This window comes from Streptomyces sp. NPDC096193, assembly GCF_040302905.1.
In the GTDB taxonomy this organism is placed as follows: Bacteria; Actinomycetota; Actinomycetes; order Streptomycetales; family Streptomycetaceae; genus Streptomyces.
Genome location: NZ_JBEOSJ010000005.1, coordinates 274,068 through 290,561, shown reverse-complemented (window position 1 = coordinate 290,561; position 16,494 = coordinate 274,068). Strand labels below are relative to the sequence as shown.

General features: G+C 67.7%; 11 protein-coding genes. 8 read left to right on the top strand and 3 right to left on the bottom strand.

The window, feature by feature from the left end; translation table 11 throughout:
- Positions 1 to 110 precede the first annotated feature (110 nt).
- Together ABTX78_RS11310 and ABTX78_RS11305 are read right to left on the bottom strand one after the other, a co-directional pair.
- Positions 111 to 2,399, bottom strand: coding sequence for a transglycosylase domain-containing protein (locus ABTX78_RS11310; protein WP_352206542.1), 2,289 nt, complete (start codon positions 2,397 to 2,399; stop codon positions 111 to 113).
- Positions 2,400 to 2,494: 95 nt separating this feature from the next.
- On the bottom strand, positions 2,495 to 2,671 hold the full coding sequence (locus ABTX78_RS11305) for a hypothetical protein (protein WP_352206541.1): 177 nt from the start codon (positions 2,669 to 2,671) through the stop codon (positions 2,495 to 2,497).
- Between the two features lie 510 nt (positions 2,672 to 3,181).
- On the opposite strand from ABTX78_RS11305, the gene ABTX78_RS11300 reads away from it, so the two are divergent.
- The 3 genes from ABTX78_RS11300 (at position 3,182) to ABTX78_RS11290 (ending at position 6,409) form a co-directional block, all read left to right on the top strand.
- Positions 3,182 to 3,898 (top strand): PadR family transcriptional regulator, encoded by a 717-nt coding sequence (locus tag ABTX78_RS11300; RefSeq protein WP_352206540.1) that lies wholly within the window; start codon positions 3,182 to 3,184, stop codon positions 3,896 to 3,898.
- A 59-nt stretch (positions 3,899 to 3,957) separates the two neighbouring features.
- Positions 3,958 to 5,040, top strand: coding sequence for an inositol-3-phosphate synthase (locus ABTX78_RS11295; RefSeq protein WP_352206539.1), 1,083 nt, complete (start codon positions 3,958 to 3,960; stop codon positions 5,038 to 5,040).
- Between the two features lie 76 nt (positions 5,041 to 5,116).
- Positions 5,117 to 6,409, top strand: coding sequence for an MFS transporter (locus ABTX78_RS11290; protein WP_352206538.1), 1,293 nt, complete (start codon positions 5,117 to 5,119; stop codon positions 6,407 to 6,409).
- Positions 6,410 to 6,514: 105 nt separating this feature from the next.
- Here ABTX78_RS11290 and ABTX78_RS11285 read toward each other — a convergent pair whose 3' ends face one another.
- On the bottom strand, positions 6,515 to 7,957 hold the full coding sequence (locus tag ABTX78_RS11285; RefSeq protein ID WP_352206537.1) for a CCA tRNA nucleotidyltransferase: 1,443 nt from the start codon (positions 7,955 to 7,957) through the stop codon (positions 6,515 to 6,517).
- 249 nt (positions 7,958 to 8,206) lie between these two features.
- Here ABTX78_RS11285 and ABTX78_RS11280 point away from each other — a divergent pair, with 249 nt between their 5' ends.
- From ABTX78_RS11280 to ABTX78_RS11260, 5 genes are all read left to right on the top strand, one after another.
- On the top strand, positions 8,207 to 10,597 hold the full coding sequence (locus tag ABTX78_RS11280) for a DUF6049 family protein (protein ID WP_352206536.1): 2,391 nt from the start codon (positions 8,207 to 8,209) through the stop codon (positions 10,595 to 10,597).
- 45 nt (positions 10,598 to 10,642) lie between these two features.
- Entirely contained in the window at positions 10,643 to 12,796 is a 2,154-nt protein-coding gene (gene murJ / locus ABTX78_RS11275; protein WP_352206535.1) for a murein biosynthesis integral membrane protein MurJ, read from the top strand.
- A 119-nt stretch (positions 12,797 to 12,915) separates the two neighbouring features.
- Positions 12,916 to 14,637, top strand: a complete 1,722-nt coding sequence (locus tag ABTX78_RS11270; RefSeq protein WP_352206534.1) for a protein kinase family protein — start codon at positions 12,916 to 12,918, stop codon at positions 14,635 to 14,637.
- 190 nt (positions 14,638 to 14,827) lie between these two features.
- A complete protein-coding gene (gene sigM, locus ABTX78_RS11265; protein ID WP_502993845.1) occupies positions 14,828 to 15,544 on the top strand; it encodes an RNA polymerase sigma factor SigM in 717 nt (238 codons plus the stop codon).
- Positions 15,541 to 16,446, top strand: coding sequence for an anti-sigma factor family protein (locus ABTX78_RS11260; RefSeq protein WP_352206532.1), 906 nt, complete (start codon positions 15,541 to 15,543; stop codon positions 16,444 to 16,446). Before sigM ends, ABTX78_RS11260 begins: the two co-directional genes overlap by 4 nt.
- Positions 16,447 to 16,494 lie beyond the last annotated feature (48 nt).

Genomic DNA, 16,494 nt, shown 5'->3' with positions numbered 1-16,494 from the left:
GCACATCCTGCCGTACGGGAACGGATAGGCCGCAGGGCCGCCGCATCGTTACGCACATGCTGTGCGTCCCGGCGCGACGGCCCTGCGATCACGGAGCTGCGGTGGCGGCGCTAGCCGCCCGGACCCCCGAAGAGGCTTCCGCTGTCGTTGCCGTTGTTGCCACCGTTCGCCGCCGGTGGCGACGAACTGCTCGTCGGGCCGCCGTCCGATCCTTCGTTGACGCCTCCGCCGTTGTCCGAACCACCGGGTTGACCGCCGGTGGCACCGCCCTGCGTACCGCAGGTGATGTCCTCCCACGGGTTGCAGGACTCCGAGGGGTCGGGACTCTCGCTGGGCGTCTCTGACGGGGTCTCGCTGGGCGTCTCGGACGGGGTCTCGCTCGGCGTCTCGGACGGCGTGGGGGACGGGCTCACGGCTCCGCCACCCCAGACGGCCTGTCCGAGCGGCTCCGGCTCCGGGAACTTCATGACCTTCTGGCCCTTGAGCGCTTCCTTCATGTATGCCTGCCAGATCTCCGACGGGAACGACGCACCGTGGATCTTCTTCTGGCCACCCGTTCCGAACATCTCGAGGAAGCCGCGCTTGGCGTTCTTCTCGTTGTCGTCCAGGCGGTACATGTCGATCGCGGTCGACAGCTGCGGGGTGTAGCCCACGAACCAGGCGGACTTGTTGCCGTCGGTCGTACCGGTCTTGCCGGCGACCTCACGGCCCGGCAACCGCGCGTTCCGGCCGGTGCCCTCCTCGTCCTCGACGACGTCCTTGAGCACGTCGGTCACGTTGTTGGCGACGGCCGGAGTGAACTTCCCGACGGGGTCGTCCTTGTGCTCGTAGATCGTCTTGCCCTTCTGCTTCACCTCCTTGACGGAGTACGGGGCGCGCTGCTCGCCCTCGGCCGCGAAGGTGGCATAGGCACCGGCCATACGGATGGCGCTGGGGGAGGAGATACCGATCGAGAACGAGGGAACGTCCGACTTGTTGAGCGAGGACTCGAGAAGGCCCGCGTCGATGGCGGACTGACGGACGACGGGGATACCGACGTCCATGCCGAGCTGCACGAAAGGCGAGTTCGCGGAGTGGATCATGGCTTCGCGCAGGGTGATGTTCTTGTACGACTCATCGCCGTCGTTGGTCTGCAGCCACTCCTTCCCCTCCTCGTTCTGCCACACCGTCCCGTCGTAGTTCTTGATCTTGAGCTTGTTCTGGCCGTTGTAGACGCTCTTGTCGGGGTCGACGATCGTGCGCTCGTCGCTGCCCTGGTCCGGGCCGGCCTGCGGGTTGCGCACACCGTCGCGCATCGCCGCCGCCAGGACGAACGGCTTGAAGGTCGATCCGACCTGGGCACCGGTCTCGTTGGCGTTGTTGGTGAAGTGCTTAGTCGCGTCCTCGCCGCCGTAGATGGCCACGATCGCACCGGTCCGCGGGTCGACCGACGCACCACCGAACTGGACGTGAGTGTCCGTTTCCGGCCGCTTGTCGGGCTTGATGTTGGCCTCGCGGACCTTCTTCACCGCGGCCTCGAGCTGATCGACCTTCTTCTGGTCGAAGGTGGTGTGGATCTCGTAGCCGCCGCGTGCCAGGTCGTTCGCGTCGATGTCTTCGTTGTTGTTGAGGAAGTTCGACTTGGCGAGATCGACCAGATAGCCGACCTGACCCCCGAGCTTCGCCCCCTTCGAGACAGACTCGGGCATGGGGAACTCGGGGTACTCGGCCCGCGCGGCGGGGGTCAGATGCTTGTCCTTGACCATCTCGTTCATGATCCATTGCCAGCGGTCCGTCGCGCGGGCCAGATTGGCCTTCGGCGTCGCCGCCGGGTCGATGTCCACGGAACCGGCCGGATCGAAGTACGTCGCACCCTTGAGCAGCGAGGCAAGGAAGGCGCACTCGCTGGGGTTCAGCTCCTTGGCGTCCTTGCCGTAGTACGTACGGGCCGCGGCCTGGATGCCGTAGGCACCACGCCCGTAGTACGAGGTGTTCAGATAGCCGGCCATGATGTCGGGCTTGTCCATGTCGGTGCCGACACGGATGGAGATGAACAGCTCCTTGGCCTTACGGCTCAGAGTCTGCGACTGGTCACCGAGCATCGCGTTCTTCACGTACTGCTGGGTGATGGTGGAGCCACCCTGGGTCTGGCCGCCCTTGGCCATGTTGACCACAGCCCGGCCGATACCCATGGGGTCGATCCCCGAGTCGGTCCGGAACGTCTTGTTCTCCGCCGAGATCACCGCGTCCTGCATGGCCTTCGGGATCTCGCCGATGTCGACGATCTGACGGTTGATCTCACCACCGGTGGCGGCCATCTGTGTGTTGTCGGCCCAGTAGTAGACGTTGTTCTGCGCCTCGGCCGTCTTGCTCGGGTCGGGGACCTCCACCATCGCGTAGGCAATGGTGGCCGCCGCCATGAGACTGCCGAGGAAGCCGATGCACAAACCGGTGACGAGCTTCCACGAAGGAACCCAGCGTCGCCATCCGTACTTGTTGTGGCGCGGATAGTCGATCAGGCGCTTCTTGCCCGGGCCTCCAGCGCCCCGGCCGGGCCCGTCATGGCCCCCGCCACCGCCGCCACCACGACGTCCACCACCGCGGCCGCCGTGCCCGGCGCCCGCGGCCTCGTCGACGCGCCGGCGGCTGCCACCACGCTGTGCGGCGCGGCGAGCCTCGGCCCGGCCACCATAAGTCTGCTCCTCACCGTAGGAAACGGAGGGAGATTCCGAGCCGGTGCCCCGGGGGGCTGCGCGGCGGCCAGTGGGCTGCTGGGCGGCGCGCCTGGCAGCCGCACGCCCGCCACCTTGCGGCTGCGGCGGTTTGCGACGGTGCTCGCTCATCGAACGACTACTCCTCGGGCAGGCGAGACGCCTGGAAGCGGCAGTTGAGTTCCGGTCCCCCCGAAATGGATACGGACCAGCTCCCGAAAGAGCTCATCCGCTGCGCATCCACGGCGAGGACGCACACAGGCGTCTCATGGTTCCCGGTGGTCTGCATGCCGCACAGACTACGCACGGTCAAAACCCACCTAGCAATGAAGTTCACCCCAAATCAGGCAAGTTGCCTGCTGCGAATTGATGATGTGACGCCGTTCACGATGACCCCCCTTGTCGCAGGAGGCACACGGGCCTATCGTGCTGATGTATCGAGTCGATACATCAGCACGACATAAACGACCGGGACGACGAAGGAGGCATCGGTGAGCAGGCGCTCCGGCATCCTTGAGTTCGCCGTCCTCGGTCTGCTCCGTGAAGCCCCGATGCATGGCTATGAGCTGCGCAAACGGCTCAATACGTCGCTCGGGATCTTCCGCGCCTTCAGTTACGGAACCCTCTACCCCTGCCTCAAGACGCTGGTCGCCAACGGCTGGTTGATCGAGGAACCGGGAAGTGCTCCCGAGGATGCTCTCGCCGCGTCACTCGCAGGGCGCCGCGCCAAGATCGTCTACCGGTTGACGGCAGAAGGTAAGGAGCACTTCGAGGAGCTGCTCTCGCACACCGGCCCGGACACCTGGGAGGACGAGCATTTCGCTGCTCGCTTCGCCTTCTTCGGGCAGACGGAGCGAGAGGTGCGGATGCGGGTGCTGGAAGGCCGTCGCAGCAGGCTGGAGGAGCGCCTGGAGAAGATGCGCGCCTCCCTCGCCCGCACACGGGAGCGCCTCGACGACTACACCCTTGAGCTTCAGCGGCACGGCATGGAGTCCGTGGAGCGCGAAGTGCGCTGGCTGAACGAGCTCATCGAGAGCGAGCGAGCGGGGCGGGGCCGGCAACAGCCCTCCTCCGAGAGCGCAGCTCAGCAGGACAACACATCTGGAGCGACGGGCGGCCTGCCCCGGTACGGGAGTGCCGAGTCGTCCAGGGGAACCTCCCCCGGGCCCTCCACCCCGCCGGATCCGTCCGACGACACCACCAAGTGAGACCCCGCGGTCCGCAGGGTTTCATCCGGAATACCGAGATCACACAGGGAGCAACCGGAATGGGTTCGGTTCGCGTAGCCATCGTCGGCGTGGGCAACTGCGCCGCCTCGCTGGTGCAGGGCGTCGAGTTCTACAAGGACGCCGACCCGGCCGGCAAGGTGCCGGGTCTGATGCACGTCCAGTTCGGCGACTACCACGTCCGGGACGTCGAGTTCGTGGCCGCCTTCGACGTGGACGCCAAGAAGGTCGGCCTCGACCTCTCGGACGCCATCGGCGCCAGCGAGAACAACACCATCAAGATCTGCGACGTGCCGAACTCGGGCGTCACCGTGCAGCGCGGTCACACGCTCGACGGTCTGGGCAAGTACTACCGCCAGACGATCGAGGAGTCCGCCGAGACCCCGGTGGACATCGTCCAGGCCCTCAAGGACAACCAGGTCGACGTCCTGGTCTGCTACCTCCCTGTCGGTTCCGAGGACGCTGCGAAGTACTACGCGCAGTGCGCCATCGACGCCAAGGTCGCGTTCGTCAACGCTCTCCCCGTCTTCATCGCCGGGACCAAGGAGTGGGCGGACAAGTTCACCGAGGCGGGCGTCCCGATCGTCGGCGACGACATCAAGTCCCAGGTCGGCGCCACCATCACGCACCGCGTGATGGCGAAGCTCTTCGAGGACCGGGGCGTCATCCTGGACCGCACGATGCAGCTGAACGTCGGCGGCAACATGGACTTCAAGAACATGCTCGAGCGTGATCGCCTGGAGTCCAAGAAGATCTCGAAGACGCAGGCCGTCACCTCGCAGATCCGTGACCGCGATATGGGCGAGGACAACGTCCACATCGGCCCGTCGGACTACGTGGCCTGGCTCGACGACCGCAAGTGGGCGTACGTCCGCCTCGAGGGCCGCGCCTTCGGCGAGGTCCCGCTGAACCTCGAGTACAAGCTCGAGGTCTGGGACTCCCCGAACTCCGCGGGCATCATCATCGACGCCGTGCGCGCCGCGAAGATCGCCAAGGACCGTGGCATCGGTGGCCCGATCCTCTCGGCGTCGTCGTACTTCATGAAGTCCCCGCCGGTTCAGTACTTCGACGACGAGGCCCGCGAGAACGTCGAGAAGTTCATCCAGGGCGAGGTCGAGCGCTAAGCGTTCAGCTGATCGTCCGCCGAGGGTCCCCGGGTCAACCGCCCGGGGACCCTCGGCGTGTGTGAGGCTTGATCACATGCCCGTCGTACGTGATCTGCGCGTACTCCTGCGCCTGACCCACTTCCGTCGACTCCTGACGGTCCGGCTGCTGTCCCAGGCGGCCGACGGCGTCTTCCAGGTCGCGCTCGCCACATACGTGGTCTTCTCCCCGGAGAAGCAGACCTCGCCCGCCGCCATCGCGTCGGCCATGGCCGTCCTGCTGCTTCCGTACTCCGTGATCGGGCCGTTCGCCGGCGTCCTGCTCGACCGCTGGCAGCGCCGCCAGGTCTTCCTCTACGGAAATCTCCTGCGGGCGCTGCTCGCGTCCTGCACCGCGTTGCTGATCCTCGCCTCCGTGCCCGACTGGCTGTTCTACGCCTCTGCTCTCTCGGTCACCGCGGTCAACCGCTTCGTCCTGGCCGGTCTCTCCGCCGCCCTGCCCCGGGTTGTCGACGCGGACCGGCTCGTCATGGCCAACTCCCTCTCACCCACCGCCGGTACGCTCGCGGCGACAGCAGGCGGAGGCCTCGCCTTTGCCGTACGACTGCTGTCCGACAACTCCGACGCCGTGGTGGTCCTGCTCGGCGCCGTGCTCTATCTGTGCTCAGCTCTCGCCGCACTCCGGATGGGCCGCCAACTGCTGGGACCGGACCAGGAGTTGCAACAGCGCCGACTGCTCTCCGCGATCGCCTCAACGGCACGCGGCTTGGCGAGCGGCGTACGGCACCTGGCGAGCCGGAAGCCCGCGATGCGGGTACTGATCGCGATGACCTTGATGCGGTTCTGCTACGGGGCACTGACGGTCATGGTCCTGATGCTGTGCCGGTACGCCTGGTACGAGGACGAGAAGGACGGCCTCGCTCTGCTCGGCCTCGCCATCGCCATCTCGGGCGCCGGCTTCTTCGCCGCGGCCGTGGTGACGCCATGGGCCGTCGAAAGACTCGGAACCCATGGCTGGCTCGTGGCCTGCGCCGGGACGGCCGCCGTCCTGGAGCCCGCTCTGGGACTGCCGTTCGCCCCCGTGCCGATACTGGTCGCGGCGTTCGTCCTGGGGCTCATCACTCAAGGCGCGAAGATCACGGCGGACACCGTGATCCAGACATCGGTGGACGATGCCTATCGCGGCCGCGTCTTCTCGCTCTACGACGTGCTGTTCAATGTGGCGTTCGTGGGTGCCGCCGCCGTCGCGGCACTGATGCTGCCCCCCGACGGCCGCTCGGTCCATCTGGCACTTCTCGTGTCGCTCATCTACGCGGCAATCGCCGCAGCGGTGGCCTGGTGGAGCCGGGTGGACGCGACACCAGAGGGCTCCGGTCCCCTGCGGCCCTAACGAAGGGGCGATGTTTCACGTGAAACATCGCCCCTCAGCGCACTGCCAGACTCGATGTTTCACGTGAAACATCGAGCCCTCCATCGTCGAGCTCGCGCAGGGAGCTCAGTCCTGCGTCGCCCACCATTCCTTCAGGGCCGCCACAGCGGCGTCCTCCTCCGTCGGGCCGTTCTCGAGCCGGAGCTCCAGCAGGAACGCATACGCCTTGCCGATCACCGGTCCGGGACCAACCCCCAGAACCTCCTGGATCTGGTTGCCGTTCAGGTCGGGCCTGATGGCGTCCAGCTCCTCCTGCTCCTTCAGCTGCTCGATCCGCTCTTCGAGCCCGTCGTAGGCCCGGGACAGCGCGGCAGCCTTGCGCTTATTACGGGTGGTGCAGTCGGAGCGGGTCAGCTTGTGGAGCCGGCTGAGCAGCGGTCCCGCATCCCGGACGTAGCGACGTACGGCCGAGTCGGTCCACTCGCCGGCGCCATAGCCGTGGAACCGCAGATGCAGCTCCACGAGTCGCGAGACATCCCTCACCATCTCGTTGGAGTACTTCAGCGCGGTCATCCGCTTCTTGGTCATCTTCGCGCCCACCACCTCGTGGTGGTGGAAGGAGACCCCGCCGTCCTTCTCGAAACGCCGCGTCCGGGGCTTCCCGATGTCATGGAGCAACGCGGCCAGCCGCAGGATCAGGTCCGGGCCGTCCTCCTCCAGATCGATGGCCTGTTCCAGAACCGTCAGGGAGTGCTCGTAGACATCCTTGTGCCGGTGGTGCTCATCGCTCTCCAGTCGCAGCGCGGGCAGCTCGGGCAGCACCCGCTCAGCCAGGCCGGAATCGACGAGCAGGCCCAGCCCCTTGCGGGGGTGGGCGGACAGGATGAGCTTGTTCAGCTCCTCCCTCACCCGCTCGGCGGAGACGATGTCGATGCGCTCGGCCATGCCCTTCATCGCGGTGACCACCTCGGGGGCCACTTCGAAGTCCAGCTGGGCGGCGAAGCGGGCGGCCCGCATCATGCGCAGCGGGTCGTCGGAGAAGGACTCCTCCGGCGTTCCCGGCGTACGCAGCACACGTGCGGCCAGATCGTCCAAGCCGTGGTGCGGGTCGATGAACTCCTTCTGCGGCAATGCGACGGCCATCGCGTTCACCGTGAAGTCGCGGCGAACCAGGTCGTCCTCGATGGAATCGCCGTAGGACACCTCGGGCTTGCGGGAGGTCCTGTCGTACGCCTCGGACCGGTAGGTCGTGACCTCGATCTGGTAGCCGTCCTTCTGGGACCCGACCGTGCCGAAGGCGATACCCACGTCCCATACCGAATCGGCCCAGGGGCGCATGATCTTCAGGACATCCTCGGGGCGGGCGTCCGTGGTGAAGTCCAGATCATTGCCGAGCCGCCCCAGCAACGCGTCCCGGACCGAGCCGCCGACAAGGGCAAGGCTGAACCCGGCATCCTGGAAGCGACGGGCGAGGTCATCGGCGACCGGCGCTACACGGAGTAGTTCCGTCACCGCACGGCGTTGCACCTGGCTCAGGGCGTTGGGGTTGTCTTCATTGGCGTTCGGCACAACAGAAGAGGGTACGTGCCCGCGCCGGGCTCGGTGCCCCTGTTTATCCGCCGCTCGCCCGGTCACCGTGCCGCTTCCCGGCCGTGGGCCGATGATCGGCTTCTCGCCGGGCTCCATGGAGTCCCCACAGTTCCTTGCGATCTTGTGAGGCACTCCGCGGCACTTCAGCACAGCGGACCTCGTTACCATGCGTGGACGCACTGAGCGACAACGACCGACGGCATCAGACGACGAGGGACGGACGAGCGCGTGACGGAGGCGGCAGACTTCCAGGGGATGACTTCTCCTGCCCGCCGGTGGTTGCGGCGCACAGCCTCCATGATCGCCGGCGCTCCGCTCGTGGCCGGGCTCCTCATCGGGCCGGCCGCTCCCTCGGCGCACGCCGCCGAGGACGCCACCGGCTCGAACATGGTGGATGTGTCCATCGACACGATGACGCCGACCGCCCCCGGACCGAACGACAAGATCACCATCTCCGGCACGGTCACCAATGAGGGCAAGCAGACGGTCACGGACGCCGAGATCGGCGTGCGGATCGGGCCGCAGCTCGACGGCAGAAATGCCATCGACCGCGCCGCCGGGCGGACCGGCTTCATCGCCGGTGCCGACGGCTCCCGCGTCGATGCCAAGTTCGCGGCGAAGCTGCCCAAGCTCGTCTCCGGTATCGGCCGGGAGTTCTCGCTCACCGTTCCCGTCAGTGAGCTGAACCTCGACGAGGACGGCGTCTATCAGCTCGGCGTGGCCCTTGAGGGCCGAACCCCCTCCGAGCCCTTCGATCAGGTGCGAGGCATCGAGCGGACCTTCCTGCCCTGGCAGCCGGAGGCCACCGAGAAGAAGACGCAGTTCACCTATCTCTGGCCGCTGATCTCATCGACCCACCTGACGTCGGAAACGGGCTCGGACGAGCAGCAGACGCCGGTCTTCGAGGACGAAGCGCTGGCCAAGGAGCTCGCGCCCGAGGGACGGCTCGGACAGCTCGTCAGCCTCGGCAGTGAACTCCCCGTCACCTGGGTCATCGACCCCGATCTCCTGGCCACCGTCGATGCGATGACCAGGAACTACCGGGTCAAGAGCGGCACCACCACGGTCGCGGGCAAGAACCAGGCCGTCGCCAAGCAGTGGCTGAACGCGGTGGAGGCGGCCGTTCAGGGGCGTAAGGTCATCGCGCTGCCGTTCGCGGATCCCGATCTCGCTTCACTGGCTCACCGCGGCAAGAACGTCTCGGGCTCCCTCAGTCACCTCCAGCCGGCCACCGTGGTCGCGGAGAAGACCGTCGAGACGATCGTCCACGTGAAGCCGTCCGTCGACTTCGCCTGGCCCGTCGACGGAGCGATCGATTCGTCGATCGTGGACGTCGCCACCTCGGCCGGCGCCGACAAGGTGATCGCCCGCAGCGACAGCTTGCGCGACGATCTGGCGTACACGCCCACGGCGGCGAGGCCCATCGGTGGCGGTACGACGGCCGTGGTGGCCGACGCACGCCTCTCCAAGGCCTTCGAGGGCAACATGCTGGACTCCGGCAGCTCCACGCTCGCGGTCCAGAAATTCCTCGCCCAGACGCTGGCCGTGACCCGCCAGGACCCGGACAACCAACGAAGCATCGTCGTCGCCCCGCAGCGCAGGCCGAGCGCCTCCCAGGCGCAGTCCATGGCTCGCGCGATCGCGGCCCTCGACGGTCAGCGCTGGACCGAGCCGCTCGACCTGGTCGCTGCGGCGGGCGTCAAGCCGGATGCCGACGCCACGACGAAGGTGCCGGCCACATCGCGGTACCCCGGACAGCTCCGGGAGCAGGAACTGCCGATCCGGGCGTTCGAGGACATCCGCACCACCCAGAGCGGGCTGGACAACTTCACGGTCATCCTGACGCTGGAGGACCGGGTGGCGGCCCCCTTCGGCAGGTCGATCGACCGGGAGATGTCCACTTCCTGGAGAGGGCTCTCCGGCGAGGCGCAGCTCTATCGCGACAGTGTGCGGAGCAATCTCCAGGTGCTCACCGAGCAGGTGAAGCTGATCGAGAAGTCGCAGGTCACACTGTCGGGACGGAGTGCGACCATTCCCGTCACCGTGCAGAACCGGCTGGTCCAGGGCATCGACGGCCTGGTCCTGCGGCTCAGCTCGGACAACGCCACCCGTCTGAGCCTCGACGACGACAACGCCATCGCCGAGCGGCCGATCGAGGTCGGGGGCGGGCACAGCCAGTCGGTGAAGTTCGACGCCGCGGCCAACGCGAACGGCCCGGTGAAGATGACGGCGCAGCTCTACACCGAGGACGGCAAGCCGTACGGCGAGAAGATGCAGTTCACGGTGAAGGTCTCGGAGATCACCCCCACCGTGATGCTCGTCATCGCCGGCGGTGTTCTGCTGCTGGTCCTCGCTGGTGTCCGCATGTACAGCCAGCGCAAGCGGTCGGCCTCGCAGGAGCCGATCGCCGCGGATGGTGAAGACTCCGACGGTGGGGACGGCGACGCCGGTTCCGCGAGTGCGGAACCCACGCCCGACGGCGGTGACGCACCGGACGAGCCCACAGGGCCCGAGGGTGACATTGCCGACCCGGATCCCGGGCAGGCGAGTGACCCGGCGCCGGACACCGGACGGGAAAGCGACAACCCGTCGAGTACGGGTGAGAAAGTGGACCGTTGAGCGATGTGGTGGCCGGTCGGCCGGGGACGATGAGGTGGGGTGGCAATGAACGCGCCGTACGACGGTGACCGCGGTCAGGGCGCGGGCGTGGACCCGGCAGGCCAGGTCCCGCCGCCACCCGCGCCCGACCCCTATGCGCAGGATCCGTACGTCCAGGAGGCTTACGACCGCGACCCCTACCGGGAGCAGGATCTGTCCGCCCAGGACCCCGTGTCCGAGGCGCTGTACGACCGTGCCTCCCACCCCCCGCCGCCTCCCGGCACCTACCAGCAGCCGCCGCCGCTGTACCAGCAGCCGCAGGCACCGCAGCACGCTCCCGACCCCCGAGTCTGGGCGCAGACCCCGCCGCCCGAGCCCGGCGCGGCGTCCCGTCTTCTGCCCTACGGTGACGACGCCAGGACGACCCAGTACACGGGCGTCGACGACCTGGTGACCCACGCAAGCGAGGAGGAGCAGAAGAACGACGCGTTCGCGCACCTCTTCCGCGACCAGGAGAGCTCCGGGCAGACCGCTCCGGCCCCCGAACCGCTGCCGGCGGCGCCCGCCCCCCCGAAGTCGGGTGGACGGGCAGGCAGCCTGCTGAAGTCCAGCGCCGTGATGGCCGCGGGCACGATCGTCTCGCGGCTCACGGGCTTCCTGCGGACCCTGGTGATGGCCGCGGCGATCGGTGTCGGCACCCTGAACGACTCCTACCAGGTCGCCAACGTCCTGCCGACGATGATCTACGTCCTGGTCGGCGGCGGTGCCCTCAACGCCGTGTTCATCCCCCAGCTCGTACGGGCCATGAAGAACGACGACGACGGGGGTGAGGCGTACGCCAACCGCCTTCTCACGCTCGTGGTCGTCCTGCTGGCGGGCGTCACCGCGGTCTGTCTCCTGGCGGCACCGCTGCTGGTCCGCATGCTGTCGGCGGAGATCGCCTCCGACCCGCAGCGGATGGAGGTCACGGTCACCTTCGCCCGCTACTGCCTGCCGACCATGTTCTTCATGGGACTGCATGTGGTGCTCGGGCAGATCCTGAACGCCCGCGGCCGCTTCGGCGCGATGATGTGGACCCCGGTCCTGAACAACATCGTCATCATCGTGACCTTCAGCGCCTTCATCTGGGCGTTCGGCAGCTTCACCGAGTCCGGTGTCAGCGGCTCCACCATCACCCCCGAGGGCGTCCGCCTGCTGGGGCTCGGCACCCTCCTCGGGCTCACCGTCCAGGCGCTCGCGATGATCCCCTACCTGCGGGACGCGGGCTTCAAGATGCGGCTGCGCTTCGACTGGCGCGGCCACGGGCTGGGCAAGGCCGTGGGGCTCGCCAAGTGGACCTTCTTCTTCGTCCTCGCCAACCAGCTGGGCATGATCGTGGTCACCCAGCTGGCCACCTGGGCCGGCTCGATCGCCGAAGAGGACAACTACACCGGCACCGGCATCACCGCCTACAACTACGCGCTGCTGCTCTGGCAGATGCCGCAGGCCATCATCACCGTGTCCGTGATGACCGCGGTCCTGCCCCGGATCTCTCGCTCCGCCCACGACGGCGACCCCGCCGCGGTGCGCGACGACATCTCGTACGGACTGCGCACCTCCGCCGTCGCGATCGTTCCCTGCGCCTTCGCCTTCGTCGCCCTGGGCGTACCGATGGCGACACTGCTCTACGCCGGATCCGGCTCGGAGGGAGCTCTCGGCATCGGCTACACGCTGATGGCGTTCGGTCTGGGCCTCATCCCGTACTCGGTGCAGTACGTCGTGCTCCGCGGTTTCTACGCCTACGAGGACACCCGGACCCCGTTCTACAACACGGTCATCGTCGCCCTCGTCAACGCGGCCGCCTCCGGAATCGCGTTCGTGGTTCTGCCCGCCCGGTGGGCGGTCGTCGGTATGGCCGCGTCCTACGGCCTCGCGTACATGGTCGGTGTGGGCATTGCCTGGCGGCGGCTCAAGAAGCGGCTCGGCGGCGATCTGGACGGCACCCGCGTCATGCGTACCTATGCCCGTCTCTGCATGGCGTCCGTGCCTGCCGCGGCCGCGGCGGGCGCTACCGCGTACGGCATCATTCAGCTCCTGGGCATCAGTGCCGGAGGCTCTCTGATCGCGCTGGTGGCCGGTGGTGTGGTGCTGCTGGGCGTCTTCTACCTGGCCGCGAAGCGCATGCGCATCGAGGAACTCAATTCCATGGTCGGAATGGTGCGAGGACGCCTCGGCCGCTAGTCGGACAGCGGTTCGCACAACCATCGTCAGCCGCCGCGTGTCGTGCATAGCGGCGGACTGTGGGCACAATTGGCATGGCTGTTGGTTATGCGCAACGGAATGGGGAGGCAGGAACGACGGTGGCGGAACGTAGCACGGCCGCCGTCGACGTGGCTGACAACAGCGGAGACGATCCGCTGTCCGCGCAGGCGGGGAAGGCCACGAACGACGGGGCGGCTGAAACCGAGGACACGGCGAAGAAGTCCGCGCCGGACACAGGCAGCGACGGGCAGGGCACCGAGCCCACCATCGCCACGCCCGAGTTGCACAGTGGCCACAAGCTCGCCAGACGCTATCGGCTCGAGGAGTGCGTCACCCGTCTGGACGGTTTCAGCAGCTGGCGTGCGGTCGACGAGAAGTTGCGCCGCGCCGTCGGTGTCCATCTGTTGCCCGCGGACCATCCCCGGGCCCGTTCCGTGCTCGCGGCAGCCCGTTCCTCGGCGCTGCTCGGCGACCCCCGCTTCGTACAGGTGCTGGACGCCGTCGAGGAGAACGACCTCGTCTACGTCGTCCATGAGTGGATTCCGGACGCGACAGAGCTCACCGCTCTGCTCGCCATGGGGCCCATGGAACCGCATGACGCCTATCAGCTCGTCGACCAGCTCTCCCAGGCCATGGCCGCGGCGCATCGTGAGGGCCTCGCGCATCTGAAGCTGACCCCCGGAGCGGTCCTGCGGAGCTCGACCGGGCAGTACCGCATCCGCGGCCTCGCGGTGAACGCCGCCCTGCGGGGGATCACCGCGGAGCGGCCGCAGCGCACCGACACCGAGGCGATCGGTGCTCTGCTCTACGCCGCCCTGACACAGCGCTGGCCGTACGAGAGCGACGCCTACGGACTCTCCGGACTGCCCAAGGACGTCGGCCTGGTCGCACCCGACCAGGTGCGGGCGGGGGTCCACCGCGGGCTCTCGGAACTCGCCATGCGCGCGCTGGTCAACGACGGCGCCACGGCTTCCCGCCAGGAGCCGCCGTGCACGACGCCTGACGAGCTCGCGAAGGCCGTCGCCGCGATGCCCCGCATCCGCCCGCCCGAGCCGTCCTTCACCGCCTCCCCCGACTATCAGCAGACGACTTACCAGCAGGGCTCCTACGGCCGTCCGGCCAATCACGGTGGGTCCGCTGCCCCGCAGCCGGTACCTGTCCCGCCGGCGCCGCTCGAGAGCCGCACGGGCCGGGTCCTCAAGTGGGGCGTGGCCGCCCTGCTGATCGCGGCACTGGGACTCGGCAGCTGGCAGATCGCGGACAAGTTGATCGACAAGGACAAGGGCTCGGGCAGCACTCAGACCAACCCCGGCGAGGGTGGCGACGACAAGGTGAAGGCCCCCGACAAGCCGCTGGAGATCCAGGACGCGTCGGAGTTCGTGCCGAGCGGGTCCGGGGGCGGCATACAGGAGGCGGACGCACCCAACGCCGTCGACGGCAAGCCCGATACCGCGTGGATCACACCGCGCTACGACGGCGCGGCGAACTTCGGCAATCTCCCGTTCCGTCGCCAGGGCAGCGGGATCATCGTCGACCTGGGCAAGGTGCAGGAGGTCGCCGGCATCGAGGTCGTCATGTATCGCAGCGGCCAGAAGGTCGAGGTCCTCGCCGCCGGTGAGGACGCGTCCGACCCCACGTCGCTCGAGGACTTCCCGGAACGTCTCACCGCCCTCGAGAAGGCGGGTAAGGACGTGAAGGCCACGCTCGACAAGCCGACCAGTGCTCGCTACGTGCTGGTCCGCGTCACCGAACTGGCGCCGGAAAGCTCATCGTCCTCCTTCCGGGGCGGCATCTCGGAGATCACGCTGCTCGGGCGCTGAACGGACCGGTCGTGGGGCAGCAGTGCCGGCCGACTGTGACGTGGCAAGCGATGTGGGAGCCGGGCCGGTACCCCTGGGGACGGGCCCGGCTCTATCCTCTTCATCTCTATGCCCTGCGTGACACGAATCGTGATAGACAGTCCGAGCCACGACCGAGCGTGACCACAGGCAGGGTGGTACCGGACAGAGGGTGGAGGCCGTGACGACTGGGGCGTCCAACTCACTCAGTGACTCGGAGCTGCTGGCCCGCCATGTCGGGGGCGACCCCGAGGCTTTCGGAGAGCTCGTACGCCGGCATCGTGACCGGCTCTGGGCGGTGGCCCTGCGCACCCTGGGAGACCGGGAGGAAGCCGCGGACGCTGTTCAGGACGCACTCGTGTCCGCCTTCCGGGCAGCACACACCTTCCGCGGCCAGTCCGCTGTCACCACGTGGCTCCACCGCATCACGGTGAATGCCTGTCTCGACCGGGCCCGCAAGGCTGCTTCCCGCAAGACGTCGCCAGTCGACGACACGGAGCGCCTGGAACAGCTCCTCGAACCCCATGAGTCCGCTGAAGCGCCCGCAGAACGCCAGGATCTGCACCGCGAGCTCTTGGCGGCGCTCGCGAAGCTGCCGGTCGATCAGCGGGCTGCTCTGGTGCTGGTCGATATGCAGGGCTATCCGGTGGCGGAGGCCGCCCGTGTCCTCGATGTGCCGACCGGCACAGTGAAAAGCCGATGCGCTCGGGGGAGAGCACGACTGCTGCCCATGCTCACCCATCTGCGCGCAGATGCCGGGGATAGCGATGAGTCCAACGAGGGAAGGAACCGGTCGCCAGGGAAATCCGTCCCACCGGAGTCGGGACTTAGGGATGCAGGGATGACAACCGACCCTGCTGCTGTGAAGGGCGGAGGTGGGCGCGCATGACATCCACGGCCGACATGACCCAGCACCCGGACGTCTCGGAGATCTCCGATCTCACGGAAGGCGTGCTGTCACCGTCTCGCAGCGCCGACCTGCGACAGCACCTGGACGACTGTGAGCTGTGTGCCGATGTGCACGCCTCTCTGGAAGAAATCCGCGAAACGCTCGGCACACTTCCCGGTCCCGTACGGATGCCCGCTGACATCGCGGGGCGCATCGATGCGGCGCTGGCCGCTGAGGCGCTTCTGGACTCCACAGCGCCGGACGAGCACGAGCATGTTTCACGTGAAACAACGACAGCAGCCCGCTCGCAGGAAACCCGCCCGAGCGAGCGCCCGGTGGGGCACGCCCGTGGCACCACCGGTCCCGGCCGCGCCCGGCAGGGACGGCGCCGCCGTACCGCTGTACTCGGCGCCATGGTCAGCGTGGCCGCTGTCGGGGTCAGTGTGCTGCTTCTGCAGACGATGTCGCCGGGAGGTGCCGGCGACGCCGGAGTATCCAAGGAGACCAGCGTCAGCTCTGCTGCCGGCGATGGCCGGGACTTCGCGGCCATGAACCTCAAGGGCCGGGTCCAGCACCTGGTGGCCGCCGCGCCCACCCTCAACCACACGAAGATCGACAAGAACGAGACTCTGGGCTCTGCGGACAGCGCTCCGACGCCCAACACCCGGAAGGGCGGCGCGGCACCAGTGCCGTCGTGCGTCCAGAAGGGAACGGGGCGGGCCGAGCCGCCGATCGCCGTCGAGCGGGGCGTGTACAAAGGTGACAACGCCTATCTCGTGGTGTTCCCGCATGTCTCCGACACCCAGCAGGTTCAGGCGTACGTCATTGACGCCGCCTGCGTGGACGTCGCTCCCGCTTCCACGGGAAAACTCCTTCTGACGAACACGTACCCTCGCCCCTGACGCGCCCACCGTGCGTGCGGCCATCCTGGGAATGCCAGCCCCTTAGGA